The organism is Shewanella chilikensis, assembly GCF_002836945.1.
GTDB lineage: Bacteria > Pseudomonadota > Gammaproteobacteria > Enterobacterales > Shewanellaceae > Shewanella > Shewanella chilikensis.
In genome coordinates this window covers 14,684-32,655 of the sequence record NZ_NIJM01000005.1, presented here as the reverse complement: position 1 = coordinate 32,655, position 17,972 = coordinate 14,684, and the positions used below count along the sequence as shown (strand labels likewise).

The 17,972-nt window shown below is 52.3% G+C and carries 12 protein-coding genes; 8 read left to right on the top strand and 4 right to left on the bottom strand.

From position 1 onward, the window contains the following. The first annotated feature begins 114 nt into the window (after positions 1–114). Together CX651_RS02805 and CX651_RS02800 are read left to right on the top strand one after the other, a co-directional pair. Positions 115–609, top strand: coding sequence for a peptidylprolyl isomerase (locus tag CX651_RS02805; protein ID WP_039033884.1), 495 nt, complete (start codon positions 115–117; stop codon positions 607–609). A 10-nt stretch (positions 610–619) separates the two neighbouring features. After that, positions 620–1,336, top strand: a complete 717-nt coding sequence (locus CX651_RS02800; protein WP_101053352.1) for a UDP-2,3-diacylglucosamine diphosphatase — start codon at positions 620–622, stop codon at positions 1,334–1,336. Positions 1,337–1,485: 149 nt separating this feature from the next. On the opposite strand, the gene miaE is transcribed toward CX651_RS02800, so the two are convergent. Then, entirely contained in the window at positions 1,486–2,250 is a 765-nt protein-coding gene (gene miaE / locus CX651_RS02795; protein WP_101053350.1) for a tRNA isopentenyl-2-thiomethyl-A-37 hydroxylase MiaE, read from the bottom strand. A gap of 187 nt (positions 2,251–2,437) precedes the next feature. On the opposite strand from miaE, the gene CX651_RS02790 reads away from it, so the two are divergent. Next, complete coding sequence (locus CX651_RS02790) at positions 2,438–3,034, top strand: Yip1 family protein (RefSeq protein WP_039033881.1); 597 nt, start codon at positions 2,438–2,440, stop codon at positions 3,032–3,034. Positions 3,035–3,097: 63 nt separating this feature from the next. Here CX651_RS02790 and glnS read toward each other — a convergent pair whose 3' ends face one another. From glnS to CX651_RS02775, 3 genes are all read right to left on the bottom strand, one after another. Continuing rightward, the gene (gene glnS, locus CX651_RS02785; protein ID WP_101053348.1) at positions 3,098–4,768 is read right to left on the bottom strand and encodes a glutamine--tRNA ligase; all 1,671 of its coding nucleotides are present in this window, start codon (positions 4,766–4,768) and stop codon (positions 3,098–3,100) included. Between the two features lie 162 nt (positions 4,769–4,930). Next, a complete protein-coding gene (feoB, locus tag CX651_RS02780) occupies positions 4,931–7,225 on the bottom strand; it encodes a Fe(2+) transporter permease subunit FeoB (protein ID WP_101053346.1) in 2,295 nt (764 codons plus the stop codon). Then, positions 7,218–7,457, bottom strand: coding sequence for a FeoA family protein (locus tag CX651_RS02775; protein WP_039033911.1), 240 nt, complete (start codon positions 7,455–7,457; stop codon positions 7,218–7,220). Before CX651_RS02775 ends, feoB begins: the two co-directional genes overlap by 8 nt. 428 nt (positions 7,458–7,885) lie before the next feature. Here CX651_RS02775 and CX651_RS02770 point away from each other — a divergent pair, with 428 nt between their 5' ends. The 5 genes from CX651_RS02770 to CX651_RS02750 all read left to right on the top strand — a co-directional run bounded on the left by CX651_RS02770 (position 7,886) and on the right by CX651_RS02750 (position 17,665). Further along, positions 7,886–8,869 (top strand): DmsE family decaheme c-type cytochrome, encoded by a 984-nt coding sequence (locus tag CX651_RS02770; RefSeq protein ID WP_101053344.1) that lies wholly within the window; start codon positions 7,886–7,888, stop codon positions 8,867–8,869. 10 nt (positions 8,870–8,879) lie between these two features. Next, positions 8,880–10,991 carry an MtrB/PioB family decaheme-associated outer membrane protein gene (locus CX651_RS02765; RefSeq protein WP_101053342.1) on the top strand — a complete coding sequence of 704 codons (2,112 nt, stop codon included), beginning with the start codon at positions 8,880–8,882 and terminating at the stop codon, positions 10,989–10,991. 19 nt (positions 10,992–11,010) lie between these two features. Continuing rightward, positions 11,011–12,942 (top strand): OmcA/MtrC family decaheme c-type cytochrome, encoded by a 1,932-nt coding sequence (locus CX651_RS02760; RefSeq protein WP_101053340.1) that lies wholly within the window; start codon positions 11,011–11,013, stop codon positions 12,940–12,942. Between the two features lie 95 nt (positions 12,943–13,037). Further along, the gene (locus CX651_RS02755) at positions 13,038–15,224 is read left to right on the top strand and encodes an OmcA/MtrC family decaheme c-type cytochrome (RefSeq protein WP_167398130.1); all 2,187 of its coding nucleotides are present in this window, start codon (positions 13,038–13,040) and stop codon (positions 15,222–15,224) included. A 302-nt stretch (positions 15,225–15,526) separates the two neighbouring features. After that, the gene (locus CX651_RS02750) at positions 15,527–17,665 is read left to right on the top strand and encodes an OmcA/MtrC family decaheme c-type cytochrome (RefSeq protein ID WP_101053336.1); all 2,139 of its coding nucleotides are present in this window, start codon (positions 15,527–15,529) and stop codon (positions 17,663–17,665) included. Positions 17,666–17,972 lie beyond the last annotated feature (307 nt).

Here is a 17,972-nt window from a genome sequence, read left to right as displayed (position 1 = left end):
GGGTAAAACGAATCTGGCAGTTTAGCATTGCCACAAGCTCTTGAATACTGCCCTTTATAGCCGGAGTCGGATAAGTTAGAATCCGCCAACAAAATTTATCCTGAGGATCCAATCATGATTACATTGCACACCAACCACGGCGACATCAAACTGGCGCTGGATAGTGAAAAAGCCCCTCTGACCGCGGCCAACTTTATCAAGTATGCCCAGGAAGGCTTCTATGACGGCACTATCTTCCACCGCGTTATCGATGGTTTTATGGTTCAGGGTGGCGGCTTTACCGAGCAGATGTCACAGAAACCTACCAATGCCCCTGTGCGTAACGAAGCCAACAACGGTCTGTCAAACAAGACAGGTACCATAGCCATGGCCCGCACTTCCGATCCTCATTCCGCCACCGCGCAGTTCTTTATCAATGTCAACGACAACACCTTCCTGGATTTCAAAAACGAATCCATCCAAGGCTGGGGTTACTGTGTATTCGGTGAAGTGGTAGAAGGTATGGACGTGGTCAATGCTATCAAAGGCGTGAGCACGGGCAACCGCGGCATGCACCAGGATGTGCCTCTGGAAGCTGTGATCATCGAGAAAGTGACCATAGCAGACTGATAACTTCTGAATGCGCACTCTCTTTATCGGCGATCTGCACCTCAGTGCCGATCGCCAAGATATCCTCAACGCCTTCTATCTATTCCTCGATACCGGTCTTGAACAGGTCGATGCACTCTATATTTTGGGAGATCTGTTTGAGGTTTGGGTCAGTGATGATTTGGCCGAGCCCTTTGCCCTGGCGCTGGCCGAGCGGCTCTATGAAGTCAGCCGCAGCCTGCCGGTGTACTTTATCCACGGCAACCGCGACTTTATGCTGGGGAAAGACTATGCAGCCAAAGCGGGGATGACCTTACTGCCCGAAGTGTATCGACTGGATCTCTATGGCCACAAGACAGTGCTGCTGCATGGCGACAGCCTCTGCACTCTGGATAAAGCCTACCAGCGTTTTCGGCGTTTTCGCAATATGGCGCTGCCCCGCTGGATATACCGCCACCTGCCGAAAAAGACCCGCAGTAATATTGCCGCCAAGCTCAGACAAAACAGCCAGATGCAGAATCAGTTGAAGAGCGTTGAGATAATGGATGTTGAGCCGAGCGCGGTGGAAGAACTGTTTGCCGACACAGGAGCCGAGTTGATGATCCACGGTCACACCCATAGACCGGATATCCATCAATTGGCCGGTAATAAGCAGCGCTTGGTGGTGGGAGACTGGTATGAGCAGGGTAGTGTCTTAAGCATCAGTGCCGATAACATAGCACTGACCAGCCTGCCTTTCATAGAATAAAGCCAGTAGACTCGGATTTTATCTGTTTGGCTTGGTCGGCTCGCGTTAAATCTATCCAGCCCTGATAACCTATAAAACCCTTCCAATCCATCAGATGCCGACCCTGTCGGCATCTGCATTGACCTAGTATTGGCTCAACATCGAGTAGTTTAAAGCGACGCGCCGCTGTGAAACCTGAATTCGTCATCCGGCGCTAGAATAAGCTCGGCTTCCACCTCAGCAAAATAAGCCACTCTGGCGCTGATATCCTCGCCGGCAATCGCCTCGGCCAATGAAAGATAATCCTGATAGTGGCGCGCTTCAGAACGCAGCAGTGAAATATAGAAACGTTTAAGCTCATCATCGAGCCAGGGCGCCAGCTTGGCGAAACGTTCACAGGAGCGGGCCTCGATAAAGGCGCCCACTATGAGTTTATCTATCAGAGTCGCAGGCTCATGGGTGCGAACATTCTTCATCATCCCCTTGGCATAACGGCCGGCGCGAATGTTGCTGTATGGGATATTGCGTGCCAACATTAGCTCCAGCACCTGTTCAAAGTGATGGAACTCCTCTTTGATAAGGCGGATCATCTTGGCGATAAGTTCAGGGCCATGGGGGAACCCCGCCCTGGGCGTCAACTCACCAATCAACTCGTTCTTCTTCACCTCTCTGGCCAGAAAAGCCGCCATATCCCTGTCGTTTCGATAAACAAACTCTTCGTAGGGCCTGGCCCAGGTTAGCAACTGCTCGCCACTTTGTTTGTCCACCGCATACTTGCGTACCAAAAACATCGCCGTCTGCGCCGCCTTAAGCTCACAATTACAGTGATCTATCAGCAATTCGGCCAGTCTATGCTCCTCTTTGGCAGCCGCTATCCAGCTGTCCGGGGTTTCACAGGCCAAGAATTCTTTTACAGGGGCGAGTAACTGCTGCATTGAGGTCAAGCTTCCACAAGAGTTTTCAAGGCCGCCAAGTCTACCAGCAAGCCAATGCTATGCCCACTGCCTCTCGGAGCACAAACTTGACGCCCCGCCGTTTTTGTTCAATAAATAGACTCAGAGCGGTAAAACGCTCGTCTGCAGTTTGGCGAGCAAAAGTCAAAGCGGAATAAGGATAATTATAATGGTATTGAATCACTTAATGGGGTTGTATACCCATCCCAAACAGGAATGGCAAACCATAGAACAAAACCATGAGGCACTTAAAAGCTGTCTCAGTCACCTGCTACTCATTGCGCTCATCCCTTCTATCTGCAGTTACATCGCCGCTGTGCACATCGGCTGGAACCCTGGTGCCGGCGAACCTCTTTTTCTAACGGCTCAAAGCGGCTTCTTTATGTGTGCCGGTATGTACTGTAGCCTGGTATTCGGCGTATTTGCCCTCGCCTATCTGGCCTATTGGATGGGTCAAACCTTTGATGCTCACCCGGACTTTACCCAGTGCCTGGAACTGGCGTCCTATACCGCCACGCCGCTGTTTATGGTGGGACTGGCGGCGCTCTATCCAGAGCTTTGGTTTATTATGGTGATAGGATTGATAGGGCTTAGCTACTCGGTATACCTGCTGTATACAGGAGTCCCTATCATAATGAACATTCCCGAAGAAAAAGGCTTTATCTATGCCAGCTCTGTGGTGACTGCAGGCTTGGTGCTTCTGGTCGCTCTGATGGCCGGTAGTGTGATCCTCTGGAGCATGGGACTCGGCCCAATACTGCAATAGTAAACGCGGCTGACATGAAAAAGGCGCTCAATGAGCGCCTTTTCTATCTGTATACCCGAAGCATTAAGCGAATGAATCTCTTAATGCCACAGTGCGGTTAAATACCAACTTATCTGGGCTTGAGTCCTTGCTGTCGGCGCAGAAGTAACCTTCACGCTCAAACTGATAAGCCTTTTCGGCCTCAGCTTGCACCAAACCGGCTTCAACCAGACCATGCTTAACCACCAAAGATTCCGGGTTCAGCACTTCGTCCACAGTTTCTGCCGCGGCAGGATTGGCATCGACGAACAAGCGATCATAGAGACGGAACTCGGCAGGCACAGCGCTGCTGGCTTCGACCCAGTGGATCACGCCCTTGACCTTGCGGCCATCGGCAGGGTTTTTACCCAGAGTCTCTGGGTCATAACTGCAGTAAATAGTGGTGACCTTACCGTCTGCGTCCTTGTCACAACGCTCGGCTTTGATCACATAAGCGTTGCGTAGGCGCACTTCTTTGCCCATCACCAAACGCTTGTAGTGCTTGTTGGCCTCTTCACGGAAGTCGGCCGCATCGATATAAAGCTCACGGCCAAAGGCCAGCTCACGATTACCCAGCTCTTCCTTATTGGGATGCACCGGTGCACTGACATGCTCCAACTGCCCTTCAAGATAGTTCTCGATGATCACCTTAACCGGGTCGATAACCGCCATGGCTCTCGGGGCGTTGTCATTGAGCTCTTCGCGAATACAGGCTTCGAGCATACCCACTTCCACCAGGTTATCCTGCTTGGTCACGCCGATGCGATCACAGAACTCACGGATGGAGGCCGGGGTATAACCGCGGCGACGCAAACCGGCGATAGTCGGCATGCGAGGATCATCCCAGCCATTGACCAACTGACGCACCACCAGCTCGTTGAGTTTACGCTTGGACATCAGGGTATATTCCAGATTCAGGCGTGAAAACTCATATTGACGGGTACGGTTGGGGATCTTGAAATCATCCAGATTATCCAACACCCAGTCATAGAGACGACGGTTATCCTGGAACTCCAGCGTACAAAGGCTGTGAGTGATATTTTCCAGCGCATCAGAGATACAGTGGGTAAAGTCGTACATGGGATAGATGCACCACTTATCACCCGTCTGATGGTGATGAGCGAATTTGATCCGGTAGATTACCGGGTCACGCATACACATGAAAGGTGATGCCATGTCTATCTTGGCCCGCAGTGAACACTCACCTTCTTTAAACTCACCGGCGCGCATCTTTTCAAACAGTGCCAGGTTTTCTTCAACGCTGGTGTCACGATAAGGGCTGTTCTTGCCCGGCTCTTTCAAAGTGCCGCGGTACTCGCGCATCTGCTCGCCATTGAGAAAACACACATAAGCCAGACCTTTTTTGATCAACTCAACAGCATAGCCGTAGAGGTTATCAAAGTAGTCTGAGGAGTAATGGATATCACCGGCCCACTGGAAGCCCAGCCATTGCACGTCCGCTTTAATGGAATTCACATAGTCGATATTTTCCTTTTCCGGATTGGTATCGTCAAAGCGCAGGTTGCACTGGCCCTGATAATCCCTGGCAATACCGAAATTCAAGCAGATAGATTTGGCATGACCTATGTGCAGGAAGCCATTAGGCTCTGGTGGGAAACGGGTGTGCACATTGGTGTGCTTACCGCTCGCCAAATCTTCATCTATGATATTGCGAATGAAGTTACTTGGACGTACTTCGGTGTCCACATGACTCATGAAATTCCTCTTTGCGAACAATGGCAGTCTAACGAAAAGAGGCATGATCCTACAGATCATGCCTGGTTACAATCCTTCTAGAATAAAAACTGCGGCGCGCTTCGTCAAACCCGGCGCCATGATCCAAAAAGCAGCCAAAATGGCTGCTTTTTATCTGCGACCTTACTCAGTCACTATCTTGATACCCGGAATAATCTCCTGGGTCTTGCGGCCTTTGCGCTTCAGCCACATATAGAAACTAATCAGGGCAAGTACAAAGAAGCTTATCCAGGCGGTGGACTGCAATGGATGCTCGGCAAAAGTCGCACCTTGATAGACCACAGTGGCACTACCGTAAGCCAGTGCAAAGGTCCAGGTCGCCGCGAAAGTAGCCCAGCGACTGCCAAACTCATTCACCAGTGCGCCCATAGCGGCCACACAAGGCGTGTAGAGCAGAATAAACAGCAGATAGGAGAAGGCAGCCAATTGTCCGCTGAACCCTGCCTGCAGAGCCCCGAATGTGGACTGATCAACCCCCTGCTCTTCTGCAGCCAGGTTTTTATCTTCAACATGGCCCACAGACAGCTTAAGCGGATCTTCCATCACTATGCCGAACAGGTTGGCCGGAATGGTCGCCAGCGCCTCGGAGAAGCTGTCCATCAATGGAGTAAGCTCGCCATCACCGCCATCAGCCGTGCTATACAGGCTATTGAGCGTACCCACTACCGCTTCTTTGGCGAAGATCCCTGTCACTATCCCAACCGTGGCCGGCCAGTTATCTTCCTCTATCCCCATGGGCGAAAACACCGGAGTGATCTTCTGACTGGCGACACTGAGCAAAGACTCCTGACTGTCTTCATGGCCAAAACTACCATCGACCCCTATGGCATTAATAAAGTTAAGCAGAGTCACTACCACTACAATGGTCTTGCCGGCACCGAGAATAAAGCTCTTGGTACGTTTACCTGTGCGGGAAGCCACAGCTTTTAGCTTGGGCATTTCATAGCTTGGCAGCTCCATCACTACGGCACTGCTGTTACCGGGCAGCAAGGTCTTGCGCAGCAGCAGGCCTGTGCCTATCGCAGCCAAAATACCTATGAGATAGAGACCGAACACCAGGTTCTGACCTGAATCAGGGAAAAAAGCCGCAGCAAACAAGGCGTATACCGGTAATCTGGCACCGCAGGACATAAAGGGTGCCATCATACCCGTGACGATACGTTCACGTTCACTACCCAGTGTGCGGGTCGCCATGATGGCAGGCACAGAGCAGCCGAAACCGACTATCATGGGCACAAAGGCCTTGCCGGGCAGGCCGATGCGGCGCATCAAACCGTCAACAACAAAGGCCGCACGGGCCATATAGCCAGAGCCTTCCAACACAGACAAAGCCAAAAACAGCGCCGCGATAACCGGAATAAAGGTCGATACCGTCTGAATACCCTGACCTATACCACCGGCCAGCAGAGTCACCAACCAGGCAGGAGCACCTATGTTGGTGAGAAAAGCACCGAAATGATCAACAAACAGTGCACCGGCACTGATATCGAAGAAGTCGATAAAGGCACTGCCCACGTTGATGGCAAACATGAACATCAGGTACATCACCAGCAAAAATACCGGAATACCCAATACAGGATGCAATACCAACTTATCGAGTCTGTCACTCAAGGTCAGTTGACCGTCGGCATTGACAGAACCCTTGTAAACGCGCTCGACAAAGTCAAAACGTGTGGTAGCGACCATGATCTCAATGTCTTTGCCTTCGAGTGTCAATTGATCTGTCACTCTGGAGACTTGTTCATCGAGTAAATTGTTTTGACAGGAACCACAACCCAGACCATTAGCCAACATAGCCAAGGCTCGGCCCCGACTTAATTGACTGTCGCTACCCATAATGGCAGCGACACCGCTTTCAATCGTGGCATCATACTTAAGCATCAAAGGCGATTCTGAAACCCGCCCTTCCAGCAGTGCTATCACCTGCTCCTTGACCCGCTCGACGTCTTGGGCTTCTCTTGAAGTCACGCCTATCACGGGGCAACCCAATTCTCGACTCATGGCTTGAGTATCGACCCGAATGCCACGCTTGACCGCTGCATCCATTTTATTGAGTACCACAACCATGGGAATACCCAGCTCACGCAGCTGCACTGTCAGATACAGGTGACGTTCGATATTGGTGGCATCCACCAAGTTGATAATGCCATCTACTTTCTGGCTGGCCAGATACTGCTGGGCAATCTGCTCATCCAACGAGCAATCACAGTTGCTACCGGCGGGAAGAAGATCGTAAATGCCGGGTAAATCAGTGAGAAAGACATCATCGCCATTAAGCGAAAAGTGGCCGGTTTTCTTTTCAACTGTCACCCCGGACCAGTTACCCACCTGTTGATTGGCACCTGTGAGGGCATTGAACAATGTCGACTTACCGGCATTGGGGTTGCCGACAGTGACACAATGAAACTGCTTAGTCATTGGCCTTTTCCACCTCTATAATCTGTGCCAGATCCTGACGCATGCACAACTTACTGCCGCGGATGTCCAATTCCAACCCGGATCCCATGGGAGCTCGACGGATCAAAGAAAAACGGGTATTTGGGGTGATCCCCATGGACAGGAGCTTGCGTTTGACCACTGCAGGCAGATCCAGATGGCCAACTTCGGAAATCATGGCGCGATCACCGGGTTTCAATTCACTTAACTTCATTGCCTCTACCACTGAAAACAGCATGCAAGCATGCGGGTAATGATTCGATTTTACCTGAAACCGTCAAATAAGAACTTTATCTGGATCAAGCTTTTCAACTGGTAACGATAATAGTTTTCAATTGTGTTGGCTATTATGAGTCAAAAGCGCTCGGGAATAAACCGCTTAAGCTCAAATAACCCAAACTGAATCCGGTATTTTTCTGCTTCAGATCCCAATTTCAGCTTAAAGAGTGTCACAACAAAATGTGGCGCAGATCACACTTTGTTGTTTTCTTTTTTAAATCAGCCTTCTTTATTCATAAGCATCATTAAAAAGTTATCGCCTTGTCATTTTTTTGCTCTATTCTTTAACATTAGCAATTCAGTAAATTACTGAAGCATGCCCAATAACTATAAATCGGCAATGAACGCGCTCAGGATGGAATGATGAAAATGGATAACTCGAGTAAACCAAGCCTTTGGGGGTTGGGTTGTGCTCTCCCCTTATTGTTTTTGTTGGCCTTTGCAGCCAAAGCCACACCATGGGACGACAAGGATCCGGCCGAAGTTGAAGCCATCCTGGATGCCAAGTTTGCTGAAGGAAAATACTCTCCCAAAGGGGCTGACAGCTGCCTGATGTGTCACAAAAAGAACCAGAAGGTGATGGCGCTTTTTGATGGTGTCCACGGCAATCCCAACGTCTCTCAGTCTCCGATGGCCGATCTGCAATGCGAAGCCTGCCACGGTCCTATGGGAAAACACAACCGCGGCGGCAAGGAACCGATGATCACCTTCGGTGCCGACTCGCCGATACCGGCAGACAAACAAAACAGCGTTTGCCTCAGTTGCCACCAGGATGAACAGCGTCTTGGCTGGAGTGCCAGCCACCACGACACCGCCGGAGTTGCCTGTGCCAGTTGCCACCAAGTGCACACAGGCCATGACCCCATCCAGAGCCGTGAAACCGAAGTCGCCGTTTGCAGCAGCTGTCACTCAGAGCAACGTGCCGACATCCACAAACGTTCCGCTCACCCGATACGCACAGAGCAGATGGTCTGCAGCGACTGCCACAATCCTCACGGCAGTCTTGGGGACGCCAGCCTGAAACAGATGACGGTCAACGAAAACTGTTACAGCTGCCACGCCGAAAAGCGCGGGCCCAAGCTATGGGAACACGCCCCGGTGACAGACAACTGCGCCAGCTGTCATAACCCTCATGGCAGTGTCAACGAAGCCATGTTGCTGGCCAAACCACCTCAATTGTGTCAGCAGTGCCATGCCTCCGATGGCCATGCAGCCAGAGCTTACTTCCCTGCCAATGAGCAAACCGGCTTGATGCCCAACGCCTATAACGCCGGCAACTCCTGCCTGAACTGCCACACCCAGGTGCATGGTTCCAACCATCCATCCGGCAAACTCTTGCAGCGATAAGGAGCTGAGTATGGTTATCGAGAAACAGACACAGATGAAGCTGTCACTGCTGACGCTCACCATAGCCTGCGTGATGCAGCCTGCCTGGGCCGGTGGCTATTCGCTGCAACAGGCCAATCGCGCCGAGCTCAAGCAAGACAAGTGGAGTTGCGGCCAGTGCAAGTTGCCACAGGAAAGCCGCAGCACGCTTGAAGCCGGTGTGGCCTACAATGATGGCGGCAATGCGGTGTTTGCCAATAGTAGCGGCACAGACGCCGATGGCGCCACTGGGCACCTTGGCAGCGATGTCGTTTTTTACGGTGAGCGGGGTTACCGCACCCACATTGAAGCCGACAAATTGGGCTATGACACCGGCAGTGCCAGCCTGAGCATGGGAAGACCCGGCCAATTTGATATCCGTCTTGGTTATCGCGCCTTGGCCAACTTCGGCCCGGACAATGGCATGAGCCCCTATATCAATCAGGACAACAGGCTGATGTTGCCGGACAACTGGCAAGCGGCCGCCCTCACCTCGCAGATGCCAGGGCTTAATGACAGCCTGACAAGCCAGCGACTGGAAATGAAGCGGGATCGCTTCACCCTGGATGCCCATTACCTGGGCAGCTTTTATAAAGCGGGGCTCAATTACCGTCACGAGCAAAGGGATGGTACTCGCCAAACCAACGGCAACTTTCTAACCAACTCCATGGCATTAGCCACCCGAGTGGATGACAGCACCGACGAACTGGAAGCCAAACTCTATTTCAAAGGAAAGGGCTGGTTGGCCGGCTTCAATTCGACCCTCAGCCAATACAGTAACGACTATCAGGCACTCTATTGGGAAAACGCCTTCTTACCCACATTCGGGGCCGCCTATAATGGCCAACTCGCCGACAATCCGGACAACAAGGCATTGAGAGTCGGCGCCGATCTGCAGTTATCCGAGGCCGGACATCAAATATTGATGCACACGGCATTCACCCGCATGACTCAGGATCAGGCGCTGTTACCGGCCACCATCAATGGTCCTTCACCCCAGTTGCCCGCAATCGATGGCGACATGCAGGTCGACGTGCTGGAACTCAAACTCAAGTATGCCGCCCGCATCAGCAGAGGCTTGTCGGTTCGCGGTGGCTATGACTATCGCGACCGGGAAAACAAGACACAACTTAAAGACTGGCCGCAGGTGAGCAGTGACAGCTGGCACCAGGGCAGTGCTACACCCGCGGCCTATGACCACACCCGCCAAAGAGCCGATATCGCCTTTAACTACCGTTTTACCCGTGCCCTGTCTCTTGACGCAGGTTACGAGTATGAACACCACAGCTATAGCGATCTGGCGCGCGAATCCCTGTTCCAATCCAGCGTGTTTGCCAAGCTGAACCTGCGTGCCAGCCGCGATTGGCAGTTGTGGTTCAAAGGTGAACTCAGTGAGCGCAGTGGCGGCAGTTATCAGGCCTCCGAGCTGAGCCAAAGCCCCAATAATCCATGGATGCGTCAGTATTGGCTGGCGGATCGCAAGCAAACCCTGTTGCGACTGCAAAACGATTACCGCTTCAGCGATGCCCTGTCGTTCAGCCTGGCGCTAAATCACAAAAAGCAAGACTATGATGAGACGCTTATCGGCCTGGATGAAGTCAGCAGTTGGGGCTATGGCCTCAGTGGCAACTATCAATTCTCAGCCCAATTTGGCCTCAATGCCTGGCTCAATCAGGACTGGCAGGATACAGATCAAACTGGCTCAGCCTCTTTCGGCCCCAGCGGTTGGTACAGCCGTGCCAGTGACAGCAGCACAGTCGCCGGGTTCGGCATCTACTATAACGAGTTGCTGGATAAACAACTGGATCTGGGCTTCGACTGGCAATACTCAAAAGGCGAAAGCGACACAGATGTCAGCCAGGGGCTCACACTGGATTACGGCGACTATTATTCACGCCGTCATACCTTCAACGCCTTTGCCAAGTATCACTTCAGCGACAAGATGGCATTGAGGCTGGATTGGATGTTTGAACACTATCAGGACAGTGACTGGCTCAATCAGGGATTAACCCCAGATAGCATCCCCAACGTGCTCAGCTTTGGAGATCTTGGCCAGGACTATAACGCCCACTATCTGGGGCTGACACTGAGTTACTCCCTATAAGAGCAAGAGGCGAAGAGCGATGTCAAAGGAATACACCCCAAAAACTCCCCTGTTTTATCTAGGCGCGCCCCTGCTGACCGCCATGTTGGCTCTCTCAGGTTGCGGTGGTGATGATGGCAACCCGGGAACCCCAGGCGAACCGGGCGGCGAGCCGGCGATGAATATCAGTATGCTCAAAATTGAGGTCAAGGAAACGGCTCTCGAAGAGGGCATTACCCGGGTAGATTACCGGGTCACCAATCAGGATGACGAGCCTGTGGTTGGTATCCCCTCCGGGCGCTTCATTGCCGCGCAGTTGTTGCCGGAAGGCACCAGTGGCGCAGGCAACAGCAGTGAATGGCAGTATTTCACCGCCGAGACCTGCTCCAGCAGCTGCCCTGGCACCTATGTTGACCATAAAAATGGCAACTACTCCTACAGTTTCAGTGCCCCTTTCGACGGTATGAATGAAATAGCTGAAATCGCCGGCGCCACCCACAGAGTGGTGATCAAACTCGGTGGTGATACCTTGGCCGATGGCACCGCATTGCCGGTAACCAATGACCATTACGACTGGCAGCCACCCTCTGGGGCTCCGGCCTACAGCCGCAACATTGTCTCCATCGACACCTGTAACAGCTGTCACAATGACCTGGCGTTTCACGGCGGTAACTATAACCAGGTGGAAACCTGTGTCACTTGCCACAATGCCACTCGGATCAGCAATCCGGAAAACATCTTCCCGCAAATGATCCATGCCAAACATCTGGCCGGATTCCCCAAACCCTTGTCTGACTGTCAGACCTGTCATAAAGAGGATGAAACCCTCAGCGAACAGCACAACTGGTTCCGGGTGCCAACCATGGAGTCCTGTGGCAGTTGTCATAACAATATCGACTTCATTAAAGGCGAAGGTCATCCGGCGCAAGCGGATAACAGTAATTGTGTCGCTTGCCACAATCCGGATTGGACCCGCGAAGTCCATGCCAATCAGCAGAACATGGTGGCCCTAGAGCAATTCAAGGCCGAGGTCACCAACGCCAGTGTCAGCGGCAGCAGTTTGAGCTTCTCGCTCAAGTTGAGTAACCCGCAGACAGGTGCAGCCTATAACGACAGCGCCGACAAACAGCTGTTTGTCAGCGATCTCAGGGTCTACGCCAACTGGGGCACCAGCTTTGATTACGCCACCCGCTCTGCCCGCTCAATTCGAGTGCATGAAGTGGCGCCGCTGTCCGGAAGTAATGGAGTCTATCAGTATCAGTTAGATGGACTGACCATTCCCGCCGGCAGTGAAGCCGATGCAGGCACCCTGGCGATTCAGGGCCGCGTCTGTGCCAGCCAAGGCATGCTGGTTGACTGCAGTGACAGCGCCGCCAGTGTGCTGGTTATCAAGTCGAGCCATCAGTCGTTCAACATGGCGGGCCTCACCACGGCCGGGCGGCGCCAGGTGGTCAGCAACGAAACCTGTGGCAGCTGCCATGGCGATCAGCAATTGAACTTCCACGGTGCCCGCAACGACTTGGCCGGTCAGTGTCAACTGTGCCACAACCCCAATATGCAGGCCGATGCCACCGCTGCCAATCCGTCGGCAACGAGTGCCGACTTCAAACAGCTGATCCATGCGCTGCACTCTGCCCGCTACGAAGGGTTCGAGACGCTGCAATTCCCGGGGAACATAGGCAACTGTGCTCACTGCCACAGCAAAGATGAAAATGGCGTGCTGAGTATGGCGCTGCCGCTCAACTCGGCAGTGCAACCCTTAAGTCTGAATGACGGCAGCTTCACCAGCCCAACGGCGGCAATCTGCAGTAACTGCCACCAGAGCGATGGTGCCCGCAACCATATGACACAACAGGGAGCCGTGTTCCAAGGCGCTGAAGCCGATGCCAAGGCAGGAACAGAAAGCTGCGCCACCTGTCATGGGCAGGGTGGCCTGGCCGATGTCACCAAAGTGCATCCTATCGCTCAGTAACAACAATAAGCCGCCCTTTAAGGGCGGCAATAACAGGAAAGAGCCGGTATTTAAACACTGGCTCAGTCGTGCAATCAAAGCAATGCAGGGAAATAATGATGAAAAGCTCAAGACTGGTTAAAGGGCATACCCGCCTGGCATTGGCCACTCTGATGTCGCTGACGCTCATGGCATGTGGCAGTGACGGCAAGGATGGCGAAGACGGTAAGGACGGCGTGATCGGAGTGAATATCGATGCCACTCCCACCCTCAAGGTCAAGTTTACCGACGCCAAAGTGGAAGCAGGAAAGGTCACTGTTGACTTTATGTTGACCAACGCCAATGGCGTAGCTGTGCTGGGTCTGAACAAAGACTATGACCTCAGATTTGGTATCGCTCAGCTGACACATGTGACCGAAACCATAGGTGAAGGCGAAGAAGCCAGAGAAGCCGACTGGGGATTCCAATGGCAAGCCTATATCAATAGCCTCAAACAACCATCATCGGTTCCCGATGGGGTGGACAACCTCAGTCCATCGCCTCAGTATCAGGCTGGAGTCGAAGCCGCCAGCGCCTGCGATACCTGTCTGGTGGACAATGGCGATGGCAGCTATAGCTATAGTTATCAGGTCAATATTGCCGAAGTCACAGAGCCGCTGGCCATAGCTTATGATGCCGATGCCACTCAAAGGGCCACGCTGGAGCTGAAACTCCCCCAGGTTACCGCCAATGCCCATTATGATTGGCAACCCTCCAGCGGCAAAACTGAAGGCATTCAGACCCGCAATGTGGTCACCATTGATGCCTGTTACACCTGTCACCAACCGGACAGCCTGGAGCTGCACGGCGGACGGCGGATAGCGCTGGAAAACTGCGCCTCCTGCCATACTGCGACCTCTGGTGATCCTGAGTCGGGTAACAGTGTGGAGTTCACCTATCTGATCCATGCTATTCACCGCGGCGCAGAACGGCATACCTATGATACCGATGGCAATGAAGTGCCGGCACCATACAAGATTGTCGGTTATGGCGGCAGCGTCCACGACTATGGTGTGGTCGGCTTCCCCCGTAAGCCTGCTTCAGACTGTAGCGTCTGTCACCAGGAAGGCAGTGGCGCCCCGGCCAATGCCGACTTGTTCAAGGCCGAGAAAAGCAATACCGCCTGTGTCGCCTGTCACACGGAAAAACCTTCATCCCACCACTCCAGCACAGATTGTATGGCTTGCCACAACACGGACAATACCTATCACGGTACCGGCAGCGCAGCCAAGCGCCACGGTGATGTGATGCAAGCCTTCACTCTGGCTGCCGAACTGAGCGTCAAGGTGTTGGAGGTCAGCAGCAACACCGGCAAGATGACCTTTAAAGTGCAGGTTTTGGACAAAGACGGTAACGCCATGGAGCAAAGCTTTATCGATCAGAGTAGCCGTATGATAGTGGGCTGGGATGTAGACAAGGACTACCCAGCCTACAACGAAGCCTCCTACAGCCAGCGCCGTATTCGTCTCAGTGAAGGCAGTTTTGACGCCACCAGCAAGAGCTATACGCTGACTCCGGCGTTTGATATGCCGGCAAACCCGGATGGCAAGAGCTTTGAAATCTGGTCGGCACTGGAAGCCTGCTTCAATAACGGCGGTTATGGTGTTGCCGATATTCAACTGACAGACTGTGCAACCGACGGCGTTCGCTCTGTGGCTATCCAGCAGGAACCCTACCGCTTTGTCTGGGGCAACAATGGTGTCGACAGCAGTATGGATGCCATGGCCCGCCGCGCCATCATAGACCCGACCAAGTGTCAGAGTTGTCATGGCAAGGAGATCCATCACTATGACAATGGCGTCAACTGCCAAACCTGCCATACACCGGATAAGACACTGCGAAATGATGCCGATTATCCCGGCGGCAAAATCCCCTCAAGCTTTGCCTGGAAGGCACACGAGCGTGAAGGCCACTTCCTCAAATATGCAGGGCTTAAGTCCGGCACTGTGCTGAAAACCGATTGTGCCACCTGTCATGCAGAGTCCTCCGGCAGCGTCACAGGTATCACTCTGGGTCGCTCACCGGATCGCGTCTGGCGTTATGGTGACATCAGCAATGGCGGCGCGGATATCTGGGTATCCTCAGATGCCGGCTCCTGTTTGAGCTGCCACCAGCAGTACCTGAGTGATGCAGCCAAATCGCATATTCAGGCCAACGGCGGTATTCTGGATGGCATGGATGAAGCCGATGTCCGTAATCGTGCCAAAGAGGCCTGTGCCACCTGTCACACCCCGGCTCAGCTGATGACAGCACACGGCAATTAAACTCAATATTGCTACCAAAGGGAGGCTTTCGCCTCCCTTTTTTATGCCGCAAAATTCGTTAAAAACTCTTTCAAAAAACACGTTTTTTTGATCAGGATTAACTTTTTTTGATCTAGCGGTATACCCCTAAAGAAATAGTCGGATCTTAATCACATAACCCATCTAAAGTGACTGATTAATCCCCACCACTTGGGTAGCCTTGGCCTTGGAAAAATAATTCCACACACTTTCCATGGTTGATGAGATTTATTCTTATTTAACCTCTGGTTAGTGATGATTAAAATCACTTGCAGGGAAATATCATGATGAAACGGTTTAATTTCAATGCCGCGACGAAAGCGATGTTGGGTGCCGGTTTGCTGTCTCTGATGCTGGCCGGTTGTGGCAGCGACGGTTCAGATGGCGAACCAGGTAAGCCAGGTCCTGTCGGCACACCTATAAGCAAAGTCAACACGCTGAAATCCAAGATTAATTCCGCGTCTGTAGACACCAACGGCTTCCTGACAATCAACTTCAGCTTGTCTGATGCCAACGGCGCCGCCGTCTTTGGTTTGAAAAACACTGACATAGGCGCAGTCTCCTTCGGCCGTGTCGGCAGCGAAGATGAGATTGAAGGCCTGACCGATGTAGAAGGCCAAGCGAGAGAGATCTGGCTGAGCTACTTTAACAAAGACAAAGGTGATGGCTTCTACACTGGCTCTTCCTACTTCCAGGGTAAAAACTGTGAAGACTGTCTGACCGACAATCAGGACGGCACCTACACACTGAAACTGAACAAAGCCATAGATACTCTGGGTAAATACGACTACAAGGCCGACATGGTCAACGGTATTTATCTTGGCATCAAGACAGCCAATGCGGCCAACGTTAATCTGGTTAACAACAGTTTCTTCTACTGGCAACCCTCTTCCGATACTACTCAGGCCAAACCCAAGCCGATTATCGCCGATGAAACCTGTCAAAGCTGTCACAGACCCGGTCATGATGGCGCACTTGCCATGCACGGTGGCAAACACGTCACCCTGGAAAGCTGTACTTTCTGTCACACCGACTACAACAGCTACATGAAAGATGACAAGGACGAAAATGACCAAGTGATCGGTAGCCACAAATTCGACGGCTCCATCAAAGGCATGGCACACGAAGTGCACAGTCATGCCTTCTACAACGGTATTTTCCCGCAATCAGCCAGCAACTGTCAGACCTGTCACCAACCCAGTGAAACTCTGACCATGGCCGATGCCTGGAAAGCCGACAAGGATTCCGCAACCTGTCTGAATTGTCACAACAGCCCATATGCCGTGCCTTCCTGGCACTGGGATGCAGAAAACAACCAGATCCTAGAAAACAAGCAAAACTGTGTTTCCTGCCACAATGATCCTGATGGTGCCCGAGGTGCCGAACGCGCCCACTATAGCAGCAACGACAGTGCTCAGGCCGCCAAAACCCGCGTCATTTTCAATAGCATGACCTATGATGAGGCCAGCAAGACAGTCACGGCCAATATGACGGTCAAGCACGGCGACACCAATGTGACGCTGGCGCAGATTGACTCCAGCCCATACTCACACGGCGGTTTCACCAGCGCCATCGTCTTCAACGGCGTGGTTAAAGACGACTTCCTGGTTAACTACCAGAAAGTGGGTTACGACCACTTCAGTGAAGGCGCCGACGGCAGCATAGATGTCACCTTCAGCGACAGCGACTTCAAAGTAGCCGAAGTCATGGGTACACCTGAGGTCAAAGTGGCCTTGAGCAGCCAGCTGCATGTCTGCTTCGATGGCAAAGGCGCTGTAGCCAACTGTAAGCCAGTCGCAGACGGTGTTATCCCTAACTCCGGTCCTTACGTGCCATCTGACACAGTTTACTTCAATGTGGATGGCAGCAAAGTCGACAAGACGCCAAGGGTTCAGCATGCCGAAATGACAGCTTGTCAGCAGTGTCACACCACTGCCATCAAGCATCGTTTCTCCAACGACATCGACGGTTGTGCCTCCTGCCATAACGGCACCCGCGACAAGAAGGGTAATGGCTCATCTAACCTGGCATACATAGTGCACTCCAAGCACTACCTGTATGACAGCTCAGGCAATGGCTTCTTCAAGAAGACAGACTGTCAGACCTGTCACGGTAAAGACGGCTTCTCACTGAAGAAAATTGCCGCCGATGCCGCGCCGGTTGCCTTCGGCAAGACCGAAGATGAAACAGAGCAGACTCTGGTATCACCACAGACTGCCGCCTGCGCCAGCTGTCACCAACCGCCATACGGCCTGAGTGAAACCACTATCAACCACATAGTGACCAATGGTGGTGTGATAGGTACAGGCCACGGTGTAGCTGCAAGTGATTATGACGCCCAGAAAGGCCAAGAAGCCTGCGCTACCTGTCATACAGACTCCCAGCTGTTGGAAGCTCACTCCAACTGGAGTTTCGATCACTAATACTTAACCCTAAAGAGAGGCTTCGGCCTCTCTTTTTTTATCTGTCAAATTGTTAAAATCGAATTAAAAAACAGCGTTTTTTTGATCGAGATTAAGTTTTTCCTACCAGCTCAAATACCTCTTTATAAATAGAAAGATCCAAGTCACACATTAACACCAGTTATGCAGCTTTTCGGCCCTGCTTGAGTTAGCCTTTTCAAGGGGAAATCCTATTTCCGGTATCGGGTTAAGGGCCAATTACATAATCAATTTGGTTGACTCAAATCAACCACTCCCTAAACCAGATACTTCCACTATTGCAGGGAAC